The 18,120-nt window shown below is 43.2% G+C and carries 16 protein-coding genes and 1 pseudogene; 8 read left to right on the top strand and 9 right to left on the bottom strand.

Annotation, left to right across the window (positions count from 1 at the left end):
* Nucleotides 1-97: 97 nt before the first annotated feature.
* The 3 genes and pseudogenes from V7K46_RS22860 to pgmB all read right to left on the bottom strand — a co-directional run bounded on the left by V7K46_RS22860 (nt 98) and on the right by pgmB (nt 4,614).
* A pseudogene (locus V7K46_RS22860) lies at nt 98-507 on the bottom strand (pentapeptide repeat-containing protein).
* A gap of 70 nt (nt 508-577) precedes the next feature.
* Nucleotides 578-1,015: an RrF2 family transcriptional regulator gene (locus V7K46_RS22855; protein ID WP_273762216.1), complete on the bottom strand. Its 438-nt coding sequence runs from the start codon at nt 1,013-1,015 to the stop codon at nt 578-580.
* Nucleotides 1,016-1,533: 518 nt separating this feature from the next.
* Entirely contained in the window at nt 1,534-4,614 is a 3,081-nt protein-coding gene (pgmB, locus tag V7K46_RS22850; RefSeq protein WP_335117097.1) for a beta-phosphoglucomutase, read from the bottom strand.
* 53 nt (nt 4,615-4,667) lie between these two features.
* Between pgmB and V7K46_RS22845 the strand changes: the two genes are divergently transcribed.
* Nucleotides 4,668-4,961: a hypothetical protein gene (locus V7K46_RS22845; protein WP_335117095.1), complete on the top strand. Its 294-nt coding sequence runs from the start codon at nt 4,668-4,670 to the stop codon at nt 4,959-4,961.
* On the opposite strand, the gene V7K46_RS22840 is transcribed toward V7K46_RS22845, so the two are convergent.
* Complete coding sequence (locus tag V7K46_RS22840) at nt 4,915-7,332, bottom strand: sucrose synthase (RefSeq protein ID WP_335117093.1); 2,418 nt, start codon at nt 7,330-7,332, stop codon at nt 4,915-4,917. The genes V7K46_RS22845 and V7K46_RS22840 overlap by 47 nt on opposite strands.
* Nucleotides 7,333-7,712: 380 nt before the next feature.
* Here V7K46_RS22840 and V7K46_RS22835 point away from each other — a divergent pair, with 380 nt between their 5' ends.
* Entirely contained in the window at nt 7,713-8,945 is a 1,233-nt protein-coding gene (locus V7K46_RS22835) for a cysteine desulfurase-like protein (RefSeq protein ID WP_335117091.1), read from the top strand.
* A 311-nt stretch (nt 8,946-9,256) separates the two neighbouring features.
* Here V7K46_RS22835 and V7K46_RS22830 read toward each other — a convergent pair whose 3' ends face one another.
* The 4 genes from V7K46_RS22830 to V7K46_RS22815 all read right to left on the bottom strand — a co-directional run bounded on the left by V7K46_RS22830 (nt 9,257) and on the right by V7K46_RS22815 (nt 12,520).
* Nucleotides 9,257-10,522: a molybdopterin molybdotransferase MoeA gene (locus V7K46_RS22830; RefSeq protein WP_335117089.1), complete on the bottom strand. Its 1,266-nt coding sequence runs from the start codon at nt 10,520-10,522 to the stop codon at nt 9,257-9,259.
* Nucleotides 10,523-10,697: 175 nt separating this feature from the next.
* Nucleotides 10,698-11,270 (bottom strand): cation transporter, encoded by a 573-nt coding sequence (locus V7K46_RS22825; protein WP_335117087.1) that lies wholly within the window; start codon nt 11,268-11,270, stop codon nt 10,698-10,700.
* A gap of 128 nt (nt 11,271-11,398) precedes the next feature.
* Entirely contained in the window at nt 11,399-11,764 is a 366-nt protein-coding gene (locus V7K46_RS22820) for an ArsR/SmtB family transcription factor (RefSeq protein WP_335117085.1), read from the bottom strand.
* Between the two features lie 93 nt (nt 11,765-11,857).
* Nucleotides 11,858-12,520 (bottom strand): PEP-CTERM sorting domain-containing protein, encoded by a 663-nt coding sequence (locus V7K46_RS22815; RefSeq protein WP_335117083.1) that lies wholly within the window; start codon nt 12,518-12,520, stop codon nt 11,858-11,860.
* Between the two features lie 351 nt (nt 12,521-12,871).
* On the opposite strand from V7K46_RS22815, the gene V7K46_RS22810 reads away from it, so the two are divergent.
* From V7K46_RS22810 to V7K46_RS22790, 5 genes are all read left to right on the top strand, one after another.
* Nucleotides 12,872-13,429 carry an RDD family protein gene (locus tag V7K46_RS22810; protein WP_335117081.1) on the top strand — a complete coding sequence of 186 codons (558 nt, stop codon included), beginning with the start codon at nt 12,872-12,874 and terminating at the stop codon, nt 13,427-13,429.
* Between the two features lie 43 nt (nt 13,430-13,472).
* Entirely contained in the window at nt 13,473-13,667 is a 195-nt protein-coding gene (gene rpmG / locus V7K46_RS22805) for a 50S ribosomal protein L33 (RefSeq protein ID WP_298918780.1), read from the top strand.
* A gap of 2 nt (nt 13,668-13,669) precedes the next feature.
* The gene (gene rpsR / locus V7K46_RS22800; RefSeq protein ID WP_012411240.1) at nt 13,670-13,885 is read left to right on the top strand and encodes a 30S ribosomal protein S18; all 216 of its coding nucleotides are present in this window, start codon (nt 13,670-13,672) and stop codon (nt 13,883-13,885) included.
* Between the two features lie 301 nt (nt 13,886-14,186).
* Nucleotides 14,187-16,232 carry a ribonuclease catalytic domain-containing protein gene (locus tag V7K46_RS22795; protein ID WP_335117079.1) on the top strand — a complete coding sequence of 682 codons (2,046 nt, stop codon included), beginning with the start codon at nt 14,187-14,189 and terminating at the stop codon, nt 16,230-16,232.
* A gap of 172 nt (nt 16,233-16,404) precedes the next feature.
* Complete coding sequence (locus V7K46_RS22790; RefSeq protein WP_335117077.1) at nt 16,405-17,247, top strand: 2-isopropylmalate synthase; 843 nt, start codon at nt 16,405-16,407, stop codon at nt 17,245-17,247.
* A 9-nt stretch (nt 17,248-17,256) separates the two neighbouring features.
* Here V7K46_RS22790 and V7K46_RS22785 read toward each other — a convergent pair whose 3' ends face one another.
* Nucleotides 17,257-17,790, bottom strand: coding sequence for a GrpB family protein (locus V7K46_RS22785; RefSeq protein WP_335117075.1), 534 nt, complete (start codon nt 17,788-17,790; stop codon nt 17,257-17,259).
* A gap of 115 nt (nt 17,791-17,905) precedes the next feature.
* On the opposite strand from V7K46_RS22785, the gene rpmI reads away from it, so the two are divergent.
* Nucleotides 17,906-18,103 (top strand): 50S ribosomal protein L35, encoded by a 198-nt coding sequence (gene rpmI, locus V7K46_RS22780; RefSeq protein WP_335083311.1) that lies wholly within the window; start codon nt 17,906-17,908, stop codon nt 18,101-18,103.
* Nucleotides 18,104-18,120 lie beyond the last annotated feature (17 nt).

Here is an 18,120-nt window from a genome sequence, read left to right as displayed (position 1 = left end):
CTCATAGATAGGCTTTCTTACCAAAATACAACATCTTTTGGGAGAAAAATCTTCTATCTTGAGGTATATACGATCATTCAACTTAAATTAATCAATTTTAAAATTTAATCTGCATACCCGCTTTCACTGGGTCGAAATCTTGAGGAAAATGGGTGTTGCGTTGGCGTAGCCTACCGTAGGTAATCGTAGTCTGCTTTTTCCAGGTTCGCTCCTTTGAGGTCAGCTTGGCACAGATTCGCTGACATCAACAATGTTCCCCTAAGATTCAGTATCCTTCAGATTAGCTTGATTTAGATCGGCAAAGCTCAGGTCAGTTCCCCTCAAATTAGCGCCACTCAGGTTAGCTTCACTCAAGTCAGCATAACTGAGATCAGATCCTTTCAAGTTAATGCTTTGCAAATCAGCATCACCCAGTTCTGCTTTACTAAAATCTCGTTTTCCGGCTGCATAACTCTCTACAAGAGTAGCGGCACTATTTATCGGCTGTTGAGAATTGACTTCAGGCATATAACAGCCTCACGGGTTATCTCGTTATTACTTTGATATTAAGGATGAAAATTCTCCCACTTCATCCTTCCTAAATGTAATACATGAGTTCCTTCTGCTTGCGGATTGATCTCCGCTCACAAAGGTCTTGAAGTGTATATTTTTCCAAAACGGAGTTAGCAGCCTGACGTGCTTCCTGCCAGACTTCCTGAATTAGCTCACCTTCTACCGTGTTGGGAGTCGGCTCACAATCAGAGACAACAATATCTGACCCTTCCATGCAGCTAAAAGCATCGAACACTGTAATCTTACCAGGTTCTCGTGCCAGAACATAGCCACCTTTGGCTCCGCGTATACTCTTAATTAAACCTCCACGCCTTAATGTTGCTAGGAGTTGTTCCAAATAGCGGTTCGGTATGTCTTGCAATACCGCTATCTCTCGAATTTGCAGGGCTTCACCGTTAGGGTAGCAGGTTGCCAACTCTAACAGGGCTAGAAGTGCGTATTCTGATTTGTTAGAGATTACCACAGGCGTAATATTTTAAAGTCACACTTAAATATACAAAGTCTTTGAGTTCGTTTCCCTAACCTACTGTTAAGAAAAACTTTACAATAAACTTATTGTTGACGGGCTAACTCTACTTTAAAGACCTTTAAGGATAGAAGCAACTATTTTTTGCTTTTAATTCGATAAATAAAAGTGATTGATTATTGTAGTGTCTTTTTGAATTTAAGAGTTTAACTAGTCTTTAATACTCATTAATGAGGCTTAGAACTCCGTTAACGAGTTCTTTGATACTCAAAGGACGCAGATCATAAGTGGTTACGCAAAATTATTTCAGGACTTACGCACAGCTAACGGAAAATCGAACCACAGAGGCGCAGAGGTCACGGAGAAATGAGAGAGAGCGTCTCCTTTAGAAGAAGGGCGTAGAGCGAACATTTCGTTTTGCTTTGGCAATGACAAATGTATATTTAATTTTGCACTACTACTTAACTCCACTCCTCTGCCTCTTTGGGGACTTGTTTATGGACTTTCAACAAATTTTATTTGGAAGTCCCTAAATCCTTTTGTCTGGCAATGTTGCTTAATTTGGCTCTTAAATCTGCCCATTTGACTCCTGCTAGGCTGGGCAAAACAACATGAGCGGCTCCAACTCGTTCAGCAGGGCCGAGTCCTACTGCCCACATACCAGCGGCTAGAGCCGCTTCTACGCCTGCTGCGGCATCTTCTACAACTACAGATTGCTCTGGTTCGAGTCCTAGTTGCTTGGCTGCATACAGAAACAGGTCGGGTGCTGGCTTGGGTTCCTGTACACTATAACCGTCAGCGATCGCATCTATTTTATCAGCAATGCCCAGTCGCTCGATCACTGTGCGGGCATTTTTACTACCTGAACCAATACCGATTTTAATCCCAGCTTGCCGCAGTTCATCCAAGAAGGCGATCGCACCTGGTAACAAATCTTGGGGCGTCATATTTTGCATCAATTCCACATAATAGCGATTCTTACGCTCCATCATCTCCTCGATTTGTGCTTCTGAATACGGTCTATCCTTAAGAATCAGCATCAGGGAAGCACGACGGGATACACCCCGCAACGCTTCGTTAGCCTCCCGATTAAACGGTATACCCTCTTCATCTGCTAGCTTTTGCCAACCTAAATAATGAAGTTCTGCTGTATCTGTTAGCACACCATCTAGGTCGAAGATGAATCCTTGGATGTTGAAGTTATGGGTTGCTTCGCTCTGGGATTGGGGATTGGCGACTGGGGGGGATGAGGCAGGGGGAGTAGGAGAGGCAGGGGAGGCAGGGGAGGCAGGGGAATCAACCTGGTGTTCAGAAGCTTCTGAGCGGAGATTTGGGGGATTTCCAGAAGGGGAAACTTGGAGATATTTTAATTGATTAGTTATATCCTGGGCAACTTCTCCCGGACGGAGATCGAACTCGTGCCATTTCCCGCGCCAGTGCAGTTTAAACTTCAGGCGTGTCCACCCAGGGGGCAGGTGGGGATTGGCTACGGGGCCGTTTTCGGTTAGTTGGATGCCACCGAATCCAAAAATTACAGCTTGCCAAACACCACCAGCAGTAGCGCCATGAACTCCATCTTTGGTGTTACCTCGGTTATCTTCAAGATCCACCATTGACGCGTGCATAAACCGTTCGTAAGCTTCCGTTGATTTGCCCAAATCGGAAGCTAAGATGGCGTGAACTGCTGGCCCAAGGGACGAACCATAGGTAATGTCAGTGCGGGGTGCGTAGTAATCCCAGTTTGTCTGCAATGCTTTTTTGTTGTAGGGAAAATCTGCTGATTCCCGCATTAAATAAAGCAGCATCAATACATCCGGCTGCTTGAGTACTTGATATTTATTGGTTTTCTCAATACCCAAGATGGCTTGCATGGAGCGATCGCGTGGTTCATGTTCTGCTAAGTTAATATCTTCCAATTGGAAAAATCCCTCGATCTGCTCAATTAGTTCTGTTGATGGGTCATAGAAAAACAATATTTTGGCGATGATATCTTGCCAGTGCGCTCGTTCTTCTGGGGTGAGTTTTAGTTTCTCTTCTAATTCGGTGGCTCGTTCGGGGAATTTGTCAACCAACCAATCATAGACTGCGATCGCTTTCTCTAAATGCCATTGCGCCATCCGGTTTGTAAAGGCGTTGTTGTGGACTAATTCATGGTATTCATCCGCTCCGATCACTCCCCGGATTTCATACTTTTCCTGCTCAGGATTGAATTCCACGCGGCTACCCCAAAAAATGGCGGCATCCAAGATCACCTCTGCGCCGCACTTTTGCATCCACTCATCGTCACCAGTGGCTTGCCAGTAGTTCCAGATGCCGTAGGGGATATCTGCATTGATATGAATTTCGCGATCGCGGCACCAAATCCGCACATCTTCGCCATAAAAATCACTTTCGAGTGCCCAACGTGGTGTGACTTCATCTCCGGTATCTGCACTTTCCCAGGCATACATTGCCCCTTTATACCCGTAATGGGCTGCCTTGCGTTGCGCTCCTGGTAAGGTGTGCCAGCGGTAACTGAGTAAGTTGTGGGCGATCGCTGGTTGGGTAAACAGAAATAGGGGCAGCATAAAAATTTCTGTATCCCAAAAGATATGACCGCGATAACCAAACCCCGAAAGGGTTTTAGCAGGAATACTCACCCGATCATCATGCTGTGGGCCAGCAATCAGCAGTTGAAACAGATTGTAGCGAACTGCAAAAGTAGCTGTGCTATCCCCTTCAATCATGATGTCACTTTGCTGCCAAACCTCATCCCATGCCTGTTCATTGGCTCTTTGTAATGTTGCATAGTCTGGCAGGTGTGCAAGTTTTTCTTGAGCTGCTGGAACTGGTGTTTCAATCTCCCGCGAGGTAAAAACTGTGACGATTTTTTCTACTGTTACGGTCTGTTGGGCTTTCGCCTCGTAGGTCGTACTCAAGGTAGGATAACCAGGTGCGGTACTGACTTGCAAAGATGCTTCAGTGCCTAATATTGTTACCTTAGCTGCCATACCGAGTTCAATTCGGGAGTTGCGGGTGCGGCGTTGCAACCAGATTCCTTGGTTTGTCTTGCCCTGATCGAGTCCTTCCCAGTGATTGAAACCCTGATTTTCTGGATAGCCGTTAATGCTAGCTTGAACTTCAATTACCCCATCAAAATCTACTGGCGTTATATTGCAGCGTAGCGCCAACACGTGCGGATCTGCAAGACTAGCAAAGCGTTCAAAATGGATATCTATGGTGTTCCCACTCGGAGAACGCCAGCGCAAGGCACGGATGAGTAGTCCTTGACGCAGATCAAGTTGGCGATCATAGTTTAATATCTCACCTTGATCGAGACGGAAGCGATCGCCATTCACAATCACTACTAAGGGTAGCCAATCCGGGCAATTTACCAGTTCAGTGTACACCACCGGCACATCGTCATAGACTCCGTTGATGAAAGTAGCTGGCAATGCATGAGGATGCCCTTCCTCAAAACTGCCCCTTGTTCCCAAGTATCCATTGCCGATTGTAAAGACGGTTTCTTTGGATTGCAATTGCTCAGGGTCAAACTGGGTTTCGATTAATATCCAGTCTGTGTAGATAAAATGGCGAGAATGACCTTTTGTTTGCATAAAGTAGGGAGTGGGGATTTTGAGTCTTTGAGGGAGATGAACGGAGTTCCGAGGTGGATGAACGAGTCTTTGAGAGAGATGAACGAAGTTCCGAGGTGGATGAACGAGTATCAAAGGTGGATGAACGGAGTTCCGAGGTGGATGAACGAGTATCAAAGGTGGATGAACGGAGTTCCGAGGTGGATGAACGAGTCTTTAAGAGAGATGAACGGAGTTCCGAGGTGGATCAACCAGTCTCTAATTCCCCTTGTCTCCTTGTCCCCTTGTTCCCTTGTCCTCTTATCCCCTACTCCCCATTCCCTAAGCACCGTGCCCCATGTGCTTTTCCAAAATCTTTTCGGCTCTAGGTTTATAAATGAGATGAAATAAGGCTTCCATATAGCGATCTCTGGCTTCGTTATTTTCTGGAGCTACAAAGTTCCAGAAACTAAACATTTTAGCTAACAATAGTAATTGATTGCTGTGTAAATGCCAATTATATCTATTATGAATTCGCTGACTCATCCGTTCTGAGACTTCGTGCCAATGTTCAGGATGAGTATCGCATTGCTCAACGAAGTCTAAAATTTTCTTTGCTGTTCCTTCTAAGTCTGTAGGATTAACATTAAATCCATTCTCTTGGTTCTCGATTATTTCTAAAGAGCCACCAAATTGAGTGGCGAAAGTTGGCAAGCCGGAAATCATCGCTTCCAAAATACTCCGCCCGAAGGATTCAAAGAGAGCAAAATGGACATAAATTCCCTGAGAGTCTGCAACTACCCGGTAAGCTTCGCCGAGGTCGCGGGTCGGGATACGCATCCCTATCCAGCGAATATTACCATAGAGATGATATTGATCAATGATGTCGTGAAGTTTTTGGATTTCTTCTGCTTCTTCTGGGTTGGTAGCTTCATGCGGATGCAGTTTACCACTTAAGAGGATCAGGTTACAATGCTTTTGCAACGCCTGACTTTGACCAAAGCATTCAACTAACCCAGTGAGATTTTTGATTGAAGTGACCGAAGCCGCAGCAAAAATTGGTCGCTTATTAGAGTTCTCTAAGTGACCTAATATTTGGGGATCTTCGCGGATAAAGAGTAAGTCGTGAATTTGGGTGCCAAGGTTAATATCTCGGTCTTCTTTTTGGCTATAGGGAAAGAAAATATTCTCATTTACTCCCGGCGGCACCAAGTTGAATTTAGGACTAAACAAATCAATCCCATCAACTACATGATACAACTGTGGCATCGTAAACCACTTGTACGACTCGTATTGACCTATGGTGTCGGGTGTGCCGACAATTTCTTGGTAGGACGATGTGATGATGAAGTCAGCTGCATTCATGCTGATTAAATCGGCGGTAAATTGGGCCGAGAAGTGATATTGGTCTTCTAAATCTTGCCAATACAAATTACTAAATAGATATTTAGGTTTGTCCAAAGAATGGGCAATGTTGCACTGGGTAACTTTCATCCGGCGAGATAAAAGAAAGGCGACTAAGTTCCCATCGCTGTAGTTGCCAACAATCAGATTAGGTTTGCCTTTGAATTGAGTTAATAATTCTTTTTCTGCATCTAGAGCAAATGTTTCTAAATAGGGCCAAATCTCAAATTTAGAAATCCAATTGTTAGTAACTTCTGGATTGAATTCACCAAAAGGAACGCGCAAGATCCAAGCATTTTCAGTATTTTGGACTTTTTCTAAACGCAGGTTGCAAAATGTCTCTTCACAGTTAGGGATTAGCCGGGTAAGAATAATCACATGTGGCTTAATGCCCAGCAGATCCAGTCCAGCGAGTTTGATTTCTTCACGCAGTTTGTTTTCTAAGCTGCGAGCTTGTTCGAGGACGTAGATAACTTGACCGAGCGTTTCATCTCTTCCTAAAACATCTTCCTGTCCAACCCAGCCGTGGATGGAAATGAGGACGACGCGAAAGACGGCGGGGACACGGGCGACAAATGTTTCTAAGATGCCAGGTTCTGGAGAGAAAATGAGTCGGTCGAGAAGTTCTAGGGTTTGGGAGACTCGTACCGCAGTGTTACCCCAACCAGGCTCAAAGCCGAGTTCTTGGAGGTCAAAGCGGAATTTTTCATAGGGTTCATTAGGCTCAAGCTGACTCAGGAATTTGAGCGCTTGCTTAATTTGTTTAGCTAACTGAATACTGGAGGGAATGCGATCGTTCAACAATAGGCGAATACCATCGTATTCCAGCCGATGTAATGCTTGAAATAATATTTCTAACCAATATTCCGGGTCAGTCAACAATTGACTGCACAGGTAACGGTTCAGAAAGGCTAAACCTTGACCAATATTTCTGGGGTCGTCAATTCTTGGGGAACCCTCATAAAAGGGGTGGAGGTCAATTTCGAGAATGTGGCGTTGGTAGCGGTTGACTAAGCGATCTCTTACATCTAGCAGGGCTTGGGGTGTCATCTGCTCGAAACTATCAAAATTGGCTGTCAGTTGCCAAACTTGTTGATTAGCAATCTTAGGTCGAACCACGAACCAGGTACTTTCCTCTTCGAGAATTATTTCGTGGGTATACTGTATCAGTTTGCCAACAGAAGAAGAGTAGTAAAAATAGGCTGGCTTTTGGGATTGATGACAGTAATCAGTAAAGAGGAGCAAAATCTCATTTCTTAGGAAGTAATGCTTACCTGAAGTATTCAACGCATAAATAAACTGATGTAGAGCAGTTTTTTCATCACTGTTGAAGACAGCTTGAACTAGTTCATGCATGATGACGAATTCCAGAACTTTAGCTCGGTCACGACCTCATTTTTGTCTCCAGTCTTGTGAGGCACATTTCCGTCCGTAATAATATATAACCGTGAAAAACCCTTGCATCTAACTATGGGATGAAATGCTGCGAAGAGTTTAAATCTATAGTATTAGGGAGTGGGGAAGTAGGAGGTCTATTACACTAAACCTCTTGCATAAATCAAAAATAGGAACCCCACCCCGCCAAAGCTACGCTTTGTCTCCCCTCCCCGATGCTTTGGAGAGGGGTAAGGGGTGGGGTGTTAGGGACTTTTGCAAGAGGTCTAATATAGATGTTCTCTGGGCGACTCGCCAAAAGGTAGGCTAGGGTAAAGAACATTCTCTAAAAAACTTATAGTATGCTCCTGAATCTTGATAAAGTTCGCCAATATTTTCCCGCCCTAGCTGGTGAATGGACTTTTTTTGATAATGCTGGCGGGTCACAAACCCTAAAAAAAGTAGTAGATAGAATTAGCGAATATCTCTTGAGTTCTGATGTCCAGTTGGGAGCTTCTTATGCGGTTTCTGAACTTGCAGGAGAACGATTAGCTCTAGCAACGAAGGGAATCGCTACTTTGATTAACGCCAATTCTTTTAAAGAAGTGGTCATGGGTCCATCTACTACAATGATGTTGAAAGTTCTCTCAATTTCTCTGGGTCAAACTTTCACGCCTGGTGATGAAATTATTGTTACTAATTGTGACCATGAGTCCAATATTGGTGCTTGGGTTGCTCTTGAAAAACAAGGAATGAAGGTTAAAGTGTGGCAAATTCGCCCAGACACCTTAGAACTTCATTTAGCAGACTTAGAACTCTTGATGAGTGAGCGCACCAAACTGGTAACCTTGACTCATGCTTCTAATGTTCTGGGAACCATCAACCCGATCAAAGAAATTGCTGAATTTGTCCACGATCGCAACGTGATGATTTGTGTAGATGGTGTAGCTTATGCACCCCATAGATTAATTGATGTGCAAGATTTAGATGTTGATTTCTATACTTTGAGTTTTTATAAAGTCTATGGCCCACATCATGCCTTACTTTATGGTAAAGAAGAACATTTATTAAGATTGCCTAATCTTAACCATTATTTTATTGAACAGACAGATATACCTTATAAATTTCAGTTAGGGAATGTCAATTTTGAATTAAGTTATGGAATGTTAGGGTTATGTGATTATTTAAGCGAGTTAGCACAACTGCACTACGGCAATCAAACTGCACCTGATTTGAGAAATCAAATGGTGCAAGCGTTTGATTTAATTAGCATCCATGAAGAAAAGATTAGCGATCGCCTCCTAAACTACCTCAACAGTAAGTCTAATGTGCGAGTGATTGGTCAATCAAAGGCTGATCGCCGATTCCGTGTACCAACTATATCTTTTGTAGTAGATGGAATGAATAGCTCAATCATTCCGGCAAAAATTGACCAACATTACATTGGGATTCGCTACGGGGACTTTTATGCTAAACGGCTGATTGAATACCTGGGGTTAGCATCGCAAGGTGGAATAATCCGGGTAAGTATGGTACATTACAACACCCTTGAGGAAGTTAACAGCTTGATTGAGGCTTTTGAGCAGATATTTTAACTACAGCAGATTTAATAGGACTTACGCAAAAAACCTCTCAAATCATTCCTCCGTGTCGCGCCAGTTGCTTCTCCCTTGGCGTTAGCCTCTCCCTTTGGGAGAAGGGGAGACGCTGCGCGAACAAGTCGGGGAACCCGCCCAACGCACTGGCTTCTCTGTGTCTCTGTGGTTCGTTCTTTCATGACCCGTGCGTAAGTCCTGTTTAAACTTGGTGAAGTACAAAAATACCCCTCCCCAACCCTCCCCTTGGCAAGGAGAGGGTTGGGGAGGGGTATAATTTACTTGCAAATTGCTGTATTATTTTGAGCTACTTAGCCGTTAACAAGCTGCAAAACTTGTACCTCTTCTTGTGGAGAAATTAATGTTTTACCCACCGGCACAACAGCCAAAGCATTGGTTTGAGCTAAATTAATTAAATTGCCGGAACTGTGACTACCACCAGCTTTGTGAAATTCGTAAACTCCATCAATTAAATGCAATTTACCCCAAAGGTAAGTTTCACGCTTGCCATCCGATCGCAACTCATCATGCGATCGCACTTTCAAAAATACTGGTTCCCAACCTTCAGTAATTCCCGAAATTTTCTTGATTACTGGTAGCACAAACCGCCAAAATGTCACCAACACAGCCCCAGGATTTCCTGGTAAACCAAAATAGAGGGCTGAGTTTGTAGAGACGCGATTAATCACATCTCTACTGGGGAAAGTGGCAACAGTAAGAGGTTTCCCTGGCCTCATCTCCACAGCTTGAATGTGGATTTTTGCTTCTAGTGAGTCTAGAATTTTGTCCACATAATCATAATCTCCCACTGAGACACCACCAGAAGAGAGAACTATATCAGCGATCGCAATGGCGTGGGCAATGACTTTTTCAAGGGCAACTGGATCATCCTTCACAATACCTAAAATTAACGGTTCTCCCCCACTCTCTTTTACCAAAGCTGCCAGCGTATACTGATTAGAATCCACAATTTGCCCTGGTTGCAGCGGTTTCTCAACTGTCATCAGCTCATCACCAGTCGAAAAAATTGCCACACGCGGACGGCGGTAAACACTTAATTGCGGACATTGTGCTGCTGCCAATACGGCAATTTCTGGGGCACTTAACTTAATTCCTGCTGGTAGTAGTTGTGTTCCAGCTTGATAAAAAGATGCTTTGTATCTGACAAATTCTTGCGGTTTTGGTGCAGCCAGGATAAATATGCGGTTTTCTTCCCGACGTGTATTCTCTTGCATGACTACAGTATCCGCACCTGCTGGGATCACCGCACCTGTGAAAATCCGCGCGGCTTGCCCTAGTTGAATCGTAGACTTGGGCTGATACCCAGCCGGAATATCTTCAACAATTTCTAAAACGGCTGGTTGTTCGGCGTTAGAGTGCTGTACATCTTGATAGCGAACTGCGTAGCCATCCATTGCCGAATTATCCCAATGGGGAAAATCTAGCGGACTGGTGACAGGTGTTGCCAAAATCCGACTATCGGCTGCCAATAAATCGACAATTTCCGTATCCCGTTGATCATCCAACGGTTGGACTAAATTTAAAATAATTGCTTGTGCATCGCTGACTGATAACATAGCGATCGCCTCCGACTTTTTACCTTAATCTGTGTAAAGTAACATTAACGACTCAATCAAGAGAGCATATCATGTTGGAAATTATTCTCATACTAATTGCTATTGGCGATCGCTCCGTCCCACTCTAGAAAAACTCTGTAAAATGCGAATCAAACACTGATTTCTGACTTAAGCTCTAAGCTCCTTCCAATTCTCTCCAAGACTTAGAGAGGACTGATCCTGCTGACTTCGCAAAAATAAACGTGAGCATAAGTCCCACCAACAAATCTGGCAAAGATGATCTTGTCAAAAATACCAATCCAGCCGCCACAAGTACAGATGTGTTGGCGATAATGTCGTTACGAGAACAAAGCCAGACAGAAGACATATTGAGGTTATCGTTCTTATGTCTTGTCAAAAGATAAAGACAGAACAAGTTTGCACAAAAGGCAATCAATCCCACTGTACTCATGATTTCCAGGTCAGGACTTGTGTTAAAAAACACCTGATGAGTAGCCCTGGCAAATACCACTACAGCAGACAAAAACATAATAGCTCCTTTGAGCATGGCAGATTTTGCCTGTGATTTTGCTCCTTTATTGATTACGTAAAGACTGCTTGCATAAGCGATCGCATCTCCCAGCATATCAAGGGAGTCCCCCGTAAGAGAAAGGGATTTGGACTGAATGCCAGACAGGAGTTCTACAACGAACATCACAGCGTTTATGCCCAGAACAATCCACAAAACCTTGCTCTGGCGCTTGGTCATTTTTTCTAGTTCAGACGATTTGTTTTGACAGCAGTGGTCAGACATTATCCATTTCCTTTGATCACTTGGCTATTCATTCCAACATTCAAAAGAATATCATAATGATTAAATAAAAAAAATAGTACAGACTACTGAACAATCTTTTGCAACACTAGATCCAAAATCTGGCTTACGAATTGATCTCGCAGCGAGTAATAGACGAGTTTCCCATCATTCCTATATTTGAGTACCTTAAGATCACGTAGTTTTCGCAAATGGTGTGATGCCACAGATACCTGCACACCAAGAACCTCTGCAATATCACAGACACATAATTCCTGGCTATCTTTCAAGGCATGGAGTATCTTCAGCCGAGATTTGTCAGCAAGAGCCGTAAAGAGTGTTTTAGCTTCTTCAAGGGTTTCATCTATCGGCATTGCATCGCGGACGTGAACTACCAACTCGTCATTGAAACAGCGCACTTGACAAATGTCATCTGGTTTCAGTTTCGGCACAAGAACTTCCTACGAATCATTTAAAAGCCAGTCTAGCAGTGATTTAAGGTGGTTGCAGAGTCGAAACTTTGATTACGAATTACAAACTACAAATTAGTGATTATTTGTTGATCCAAATACATTTCTACTTCTGTCTCGTTCAAAAGAACTAACTTTTTTCTGCTTGAGGGCAAATCCCAAACTACACACTGCTAGTAAACCTATAATTATGCTTCCTTCGGGGACTTTAGATACCTGGACTGAATTGTTACTTAAATCTAGTATTTGCTCTGTGCCTGCTGCATCTCTCTTGATAAAATGAAATTCTTTAGCTAGAACCTGATTACTAAAGTTTTCATCTATGAGTGCGAGATTATTATTAAGCCATGTGTCACCAGGAAGACTATTATCCTTGCCAACATCAAAGAGGCCAATTTGCTGGGTAGTGTTATCAAACTTGAATCTCAAATACCTGTAGTTAGATACACCACTAACCACTGGAGTGAAACTATTTATGAGAGTATTCAATGGATCAAAGAAGGAAATTGAAAGAGACTGCAAGTTCTTCGTAGCCCCTAAACCTGCTTCAGAGATGACGCTTGGAGCAGTTGTTGTATCGTAGTTAAATGAACCTTTAGCTGAATAACCGGTGTCTCCTTTCCAGTTAAAGTTGAACTCAGCAGCATCAGCTAGGTCGTTAGTGGTTATGGCGATCGCTAATACTAAACTAGTAGTCGTCACTATCCTAAAAGCTGTTTTAGTAAACAGATGTTTCATGGATACAACTTCCAAATTAATTAAAATTAAGTTTCTACAACAATACAAGATTTACCGAAAACAGAATTAAAGCTTAAGTCATTCTGGGATTAGCAGTACGCCCCTACTGGATCTTGCATCCATAACGCGTAGCGGCTATTCTACGAGAACGCCAAAGGCGAACCGGCAGGGCATGAAAACCCCTATAGCTGCTTAATCCTATTCTTGAGTCGTGCAGTTGGCAGTTTCATAAATTTGTGCTGGCTGGTTTTTGTTCGTTTACAGCCCAGCAAGTAGCCAAGTCATCATCTTAATATAAAAAACAGGAGCAATCATTATTCCCCAACCCCTAAATAAAAATACCTATTTTGTATGACAATCGAACGAGTTTCCCAAAAACACTATCCCAAGGCTGATATTGGGCGACGAGGTATGGCATTAGGACTTGATTTCCTTGGTATCTGGTTAGTCAGTTCCCTACTGGGAGGCAGCGATATCGGTATTCAATTTGTTGAAATCTTAGTTTTCGTAATACTTTGGCTAGTTTTGCGGGTGGTGCTGGTATACAACAATCAAGGGCAAAGTTTAGGGCGTTGGGCGTTCGATTTAAAGGTGTTGTCAGTCGAAAATGGGCAAGTGATGGGCAGAATTCCAGATTTGCCCTCACTGCTGAAGCGAGAGGCAATCATCGGCTTAGGTGCCCTTTTAGTGTCAATTGCCCTGAGCAATATTAGAGCCAATCCCACTGCTATACTGCTAATACTTCCCTTAGCAATTGATTGTGGGACTGCCTTCTATGATGCCAAGATGCAGCAGGCTTTGCATGATCGCTACTGCGGAACTTTCATAGTTTCGTCGCGTCGTGGCTACTCGCTTGATATAAAAGTCAAAAGATTAGTTGAAAATATGCGGCGGAATGTGAGAAGATAGTAATTTGTGTTAATTCTCTTCAGGCTTCACTGTTTGTAAGATTATGGCTAAGAGTAAAGGTGCCCGCATTATTATCACACTAGAGTGTACTGAGTGCCGGACAAATTTAGATAAGCGTTCTGCTGGTGTTTCACGTTATACCAGTACTAAGAATCGCCGCAACACTACAAATCGGCTAGAACTGAAAAAGTTCTGCACCCACTGCAACAAACATACCGTTCACAAGGAAATTAAATAGAGATGAGTTATTTCCGTCGTCGTCTTTCTCCGATCAAGCCAGGAGAACCAATCGATTATAAAGATGTTGATTTATTGCGTAAGTTTGTCACAGAGCGGGGTAAAATACTGCCACGTCGGATTACTGGGCTGACGTCTCAGCAACAGCGAGAGTTGACATTAGCAATTAAACGTTCGCGGATTGTGGCTTTGTTGCCATTTATCAATGCGGAAGGCTAGAGCAATTTTGGATTTTGGATTTTAGATTTTGGATTATAAAGAGAAGCTGTATTTAAATAAACATTTGGCTTTATCTTTACTAAGACCAAAATCTCAAATCTGAAAAAGAGAGTGTAAAATGAATTGCTGGATCAAAAATGGTTGGATTTAAGGATTTAATACCAGTTATGAAATCCCTTCGGGTTCAGCAGTCGCTCATGGGGGAAACCCCCAAGACCGCGCTGCTTCACCAAAATCCAAGTTGCGCTTCCAGCGCACCAAAGGTGCGACTAAAATCTAAAATTATTAGAGTGCGAGAGTTGTGGAGAAGGGGACGCTAGTTGAATTTAGGGTTCAAGGCGATCGCCGTCTGGGCATCGTAGAACGTCCAGACGGAAAAACCCGCTGGTTTGTGGTAGACGAACGTGGTCAATCCTACAGCCTCGCGCCTAAACAAATAACCTATACAGTTACCGGACAAACTTACAAGCCCTCTGAGATTGCCAGCTTTTTGGAACAGATCAAGCCTTATTTAGATCCATCTAGCTTAGAAGTGGCTTGGGAATTACTGGTTGAAGATGGGGAAACAGTCACCCCAGACCAAATGGCGAATCTGCTATTTTCAGAATCAGCCGCGCCTCATTGTTACGCTGCCTATTGCTTGTTATCAGACGACAAACTTTATTTCAAGCAAAAAGGAGACGCTTACGAACCGCGAACTGCTGCTCAGGTGGCAGAACGCAAGCACCAGCTAGAAGTAGAGGCACTAAAAGCTAAGGGACAGCAGGAATTTTTAACTCGTATAGAGCAGGCGCTCAAAGGTGAAGTGGTAGAGTGGGGCCGCCATGATCGCCAACGCTTAGAAGGACTAGAAAAATACGCAGCGCTGATAGCTGACACCGTGCGGACAGGGGTTAATTATGACTCCTTGGCTCGTGCTTATCCGCCCAGCGCTCCAGTATTAGAAACTATGACCATGCTGGGACGACCCACAACACCCCAAGGAGCCTTTCAACTGTTAGTGGATTTGGGTTGCTGGAGTCCTTATGAAAACTTGTTCCTGCGTCGTTCTTCAATTCCAATTCAATTTCCTCATAAGGTATTAGAAGTGGCGCAACAGCGTTTGGATTTCCCGCCGATTGACTCAGATACAAACCGCCTGGATCTGACTCACTTGAAGGTCTACACCATTGATGACGAAACTACTACAGAGATCGACGATGGTCTAAGTTGGGAAGTACTCGCTGATGGACGGGAACGCCTATGGGTGCATATCGCCGATCCTACTAGATGGTTAGTGCCGGAAGATGAATTAGATTTGGAAGCCAGAAAGCGGGGTAGTACAGTCTATTTACCTACGGGGATGATTCCCATGTTCCCAGAGGTATTGGCAACTGGGCCAATGAGTCTGATCCAGGGAAGGGTTTGTTGCGCCCTCAGTTTCGGGATTGTTTTAGGTACAACTGGAGTAGTAGAAGATTACAGCATTCATACCAGTTCGATTAAGCCGACTTATCGCCTCACCTACGAAGATGTAGATGAAATGCTGCAATTAAGGGTACAAGCAGAACCGGAAATTGCCGCGATCGCTACTTGGGCACAGCGGCGCAAAGCTTGGCGTTACGCCCAAGGGGCAATTAGCATCACTATGCCGGAAGCAACGATCAAAGTCAAAGGTGACGAGATCAACATTGAGATTTTGGACGATTCCCCGTCGCGGCAACTGGTAGCAGAAATGATGATTCTTGCCGGTGAAGTTGCGGCTCGCTATGGTAAAGCTCATAACATACCTTTGCCCTTTCGCGGTCAACCGCAACCGGAATTACCTCCAGATGAGGAATTGCTCCTACTTCCGGCTGGATTCGTTCGTGCCTGTGCCATGCGTCGTTGTATGCCCAAGAGTGAAATGAGCATCACGCCTTTGCGTCATGCTGGTTTAGGTTTGGATACCTACACCCAAGCAACCTCTCCCATCCGCCGCTATAGTGACTTGCTCACCCACTTTCAATTGAAAGCTCATTTGCGTGGTGAAGTTTTGCCATTTTCCGCAGAACAACTAAAAGAAGTAATGATGACTGTCAGCACGATCACCCAAGAGGTGACGATGGTGGAACGGCAAACTAATAGATATTATGCTCTAGAGTATTTACGCCGTCATCCAGAGGAAACTTGGGATGTGACAGTGTTGATGTGGCTGCGCGAAGACAGCAACTTGGCATTAATTTTGTTAGAAGATTTAGGCTTGCAGTTGCCAATGACTTTCAAACGTTCTGTGAACTTGGGCGAACAGATATTAGTGAAAGTTAGCCACGCCGATCCGCAAAAAGATATGATCCAGTTTCAAGAAATAATTTATCAAGAAGCCTAAACAGCAGCGAATTATTTTAACCTTGCTCCAACCTTTGTCGGTTAGCATATAGAGTAAATCGAATCAGGTAATAGTTGTGAATATATCTTTGACCCCATAACTGGAGCAGTTGGTTAAGGATAATATTCCTTAAAATTATATTTGATGTAAGCGATCGCTTTTTCTAACGAATATGTCAACAAATAATAACAAAGTAATTATTTTTGACACCACCATGCGTGATGGAGAATTGACGCCTGGTGTCAAAATGAATTTGCAACAAAAAATCATCATCTCCCAATTACTCGAAGAAATGGGAGTAGATATTATTGAAGTTGCTTATCCAGGAAGTTCCCAAAAAGATTTTGATGAAGTATTTCATATTTCTAAAATAATTAAAAAATCTACTATTTGTGGGCTAGCAAGTTCCAATTTTAATGAAATAATCACTCTTGCCGAAGCAATTAAAGCAGCTATAAAAGGTAGAATTCACACTTATACTCCGGTAAATATTAAAAATAAATCTAAACTCAGCAAAGAAGAAGTATTAGTAACAATTAAAGAAAGTGTTTCTCTGGCACGCAATTACTGTGATGATGTTGAATGGAGTGCTTTTGACGCTCCCAGAAGTGAGCCAGATTTTTTGTGCAAATCTATTGAAACTGCAATCAAGAGTGGTGCTAACACTGTTAGTATTCCTGATAGCTTAGGTTTGGCATCGCCAGAAGAGTTTTCGCAACTTATGCAAATGATTTTTAATCGAGTACCAAATATTAATCAAGCTGTCGTTTCAGTACACTGTCATGATGATTTGGGCATGGCGGTAGATAATTCACTCATTGCTTTAAGTTGTGGCGTGAGGCAAATTGAATGTGCAATTAATGGTTTGGGTGCGAGGAAAGGTAATGCAGATTTTAGTAAAGTTGTGACGGAGGTTTTAAAACAGGGTAATTATCAAATTGAGATTGACACTTCATTAATGAGTAAAGCAGCAGAGTTAATTTTTGAAATAACTGGAATTTTCAAGGAAAAATAGTTAATATAATTACTCTTTTTTGCCCATCTTTTCACACCGTGCTTTTGACATCACAGCCTGGATATAGTCATTTTTACCATTGGTATAAGCCTCGCGATCGCTCCGAAAAGTTGCCGCCAAACTGCGTTTTAAAGCTTCGTAACGTTTCGCCTCTTCAGAATGCCTCCTCAGATAGTCGCAAAATAGCTTGCGTTCCCAAAATTCGCTGTTAATCTCGACTATATGAACATGATGAGTCCGTTGCTTTCCGTATGGTGGCATTCCTTTCACAAAAAACATCCGTCTAGGACGCGGATCTTCACGCCAATAAACGTATCCCAAAGATTCTAATATCGAAACAGCAGATTTTGCATCTACTAAGGAATGGACTCCTACCATAATGTCAATAACTGGTTTTGCTGCCATTCCTGGTACTGCGGTACTACCAATATGTTCAATTTCCGCAACTAAGTTATTGCCTAGTGCCTGCCAAATACGCTCGGCTTCTTGTGCAAATAAGGTCTGCCAACATGGGTCATATTCGACTATATTTACTTCATCCATCGGTGAAATTAATTTTATCTACAGCGATCGCGGCTGGTTAAATCGTTTACTTAATTTGCATTCAAGCAATTTTATTAGTATATAATTATGGATCGTGTCGAATTAAAGCTAGACCATGCCTAAACTCAAGACTCGTAAAGCAGCAGCGAAGCGATTCCGTGCCACCGGCACCGGCAAAATTGTCCGTCGTAAAGCTGGCAAAAACCACCTTTTAGAGCACAAATCTTCCGACAAAAAGCGTAGTATGTCCAAGAGCGGACTTGTACATGAACGCGATGAACTCAACGTGCGCTTGATGCTCCCATATTTGTAAATATTTCAGGAAATAAG

It is taken from the genome of Nostoc sp. (assembly GCF_036917395.1).
GTDB lineage: Bacteria > Cyanobacteriota > Cyanobacteriia > Cyanobacteriales > Nostocaceae > Nostoc.
Note: the sequence above shows the minus strand (reverse complement) of the source record. Positions and strands in the feature narration are given on the sequence as shown.

Bases quoted from the DNA above. Each gene is read 5' to 3' on its own strand.
- pgmB (WP_335117097.1), bottom strand. From the start codon at position 4,614: ATGCAAACAAAAGGTCATTCTCGCCATTTTATCTACACAGACTGGATA.
- V7K46_RS22840 (WP_335117093.1), bottom strand. From the start codon at position 7,332: ATGCATGAACTAGTTCAAGCTGTCTTCAACAGTGATGAAAAAACTGCT.
- V7K46_RS22835 (WP_335117091.1), top strand. From the start codon at position 7,713: ATGCTCCTGAATCTTGATAAAGTTCGCCAATATTTTCCCGCCCTAGCT.
- V7K46_RS22830 (WP_335117089.1), bottom strand. From the start codon at position 10,522: ATGTTATCAGTCAGCGATGCACAAGCAATTATTTTAAATTTAGTCCAA.
- V7K46_RS22825 (WP_335117087.1), bottom strand. From the start codon at position 11,270: ATGACCAAGCGCCAGAGCAAGGTTTTGTGGATTGTTCTGGGCATAAAC.
- V7K46_RS22815 (WP_335117083.1), bottom strand. From the start codon at position 12,520: ATGAAACATCTGTTTACTAAAACAGCTTTTAGGATAGTGACGACTACT.
- V7K46_RS22810 (WP_335117081.1), top strand. From the start codon at position 12,872: ATGACAATCGAACGAGTTTCCCAAAAACACTATCCCAAGGCTGATATT.
- rpmG (WP_298918780.1), top strand. From the start codon at position 13,473: ATGGCTAAGAGTAAAGGTGCCCGCATTATTATCACACTAGAGTGTACT.
- rpsR (WP_012411240.1), top strand. From the start codon at position 13,670: ATGAGTTATTTCCGTCGTCGTCTTTCTCCGATCAAGCCAGGAGAACCA.
- V7K46_RS22790 (WP_335117077.1), top strand. From the start codon at position 16,405: ATGTCAACAAATAATAACAAAGTAATTATTTTTGACACCACCATGCGT.
- V7K46_RS22785 (WP_335117075.1), bottom strand. From the start codon at position 17,790: ATGGATGAAGTAAATATAGTCGAATATGACCCATGTTGGCAGACCTTA.
- rpmI (WP_335083311.1), top strand. From the start codon at position 17,906: ATGCCTAAACTCAAGACTCGTAAAGCAGCAGCGAAGCGATTCCGTGCC.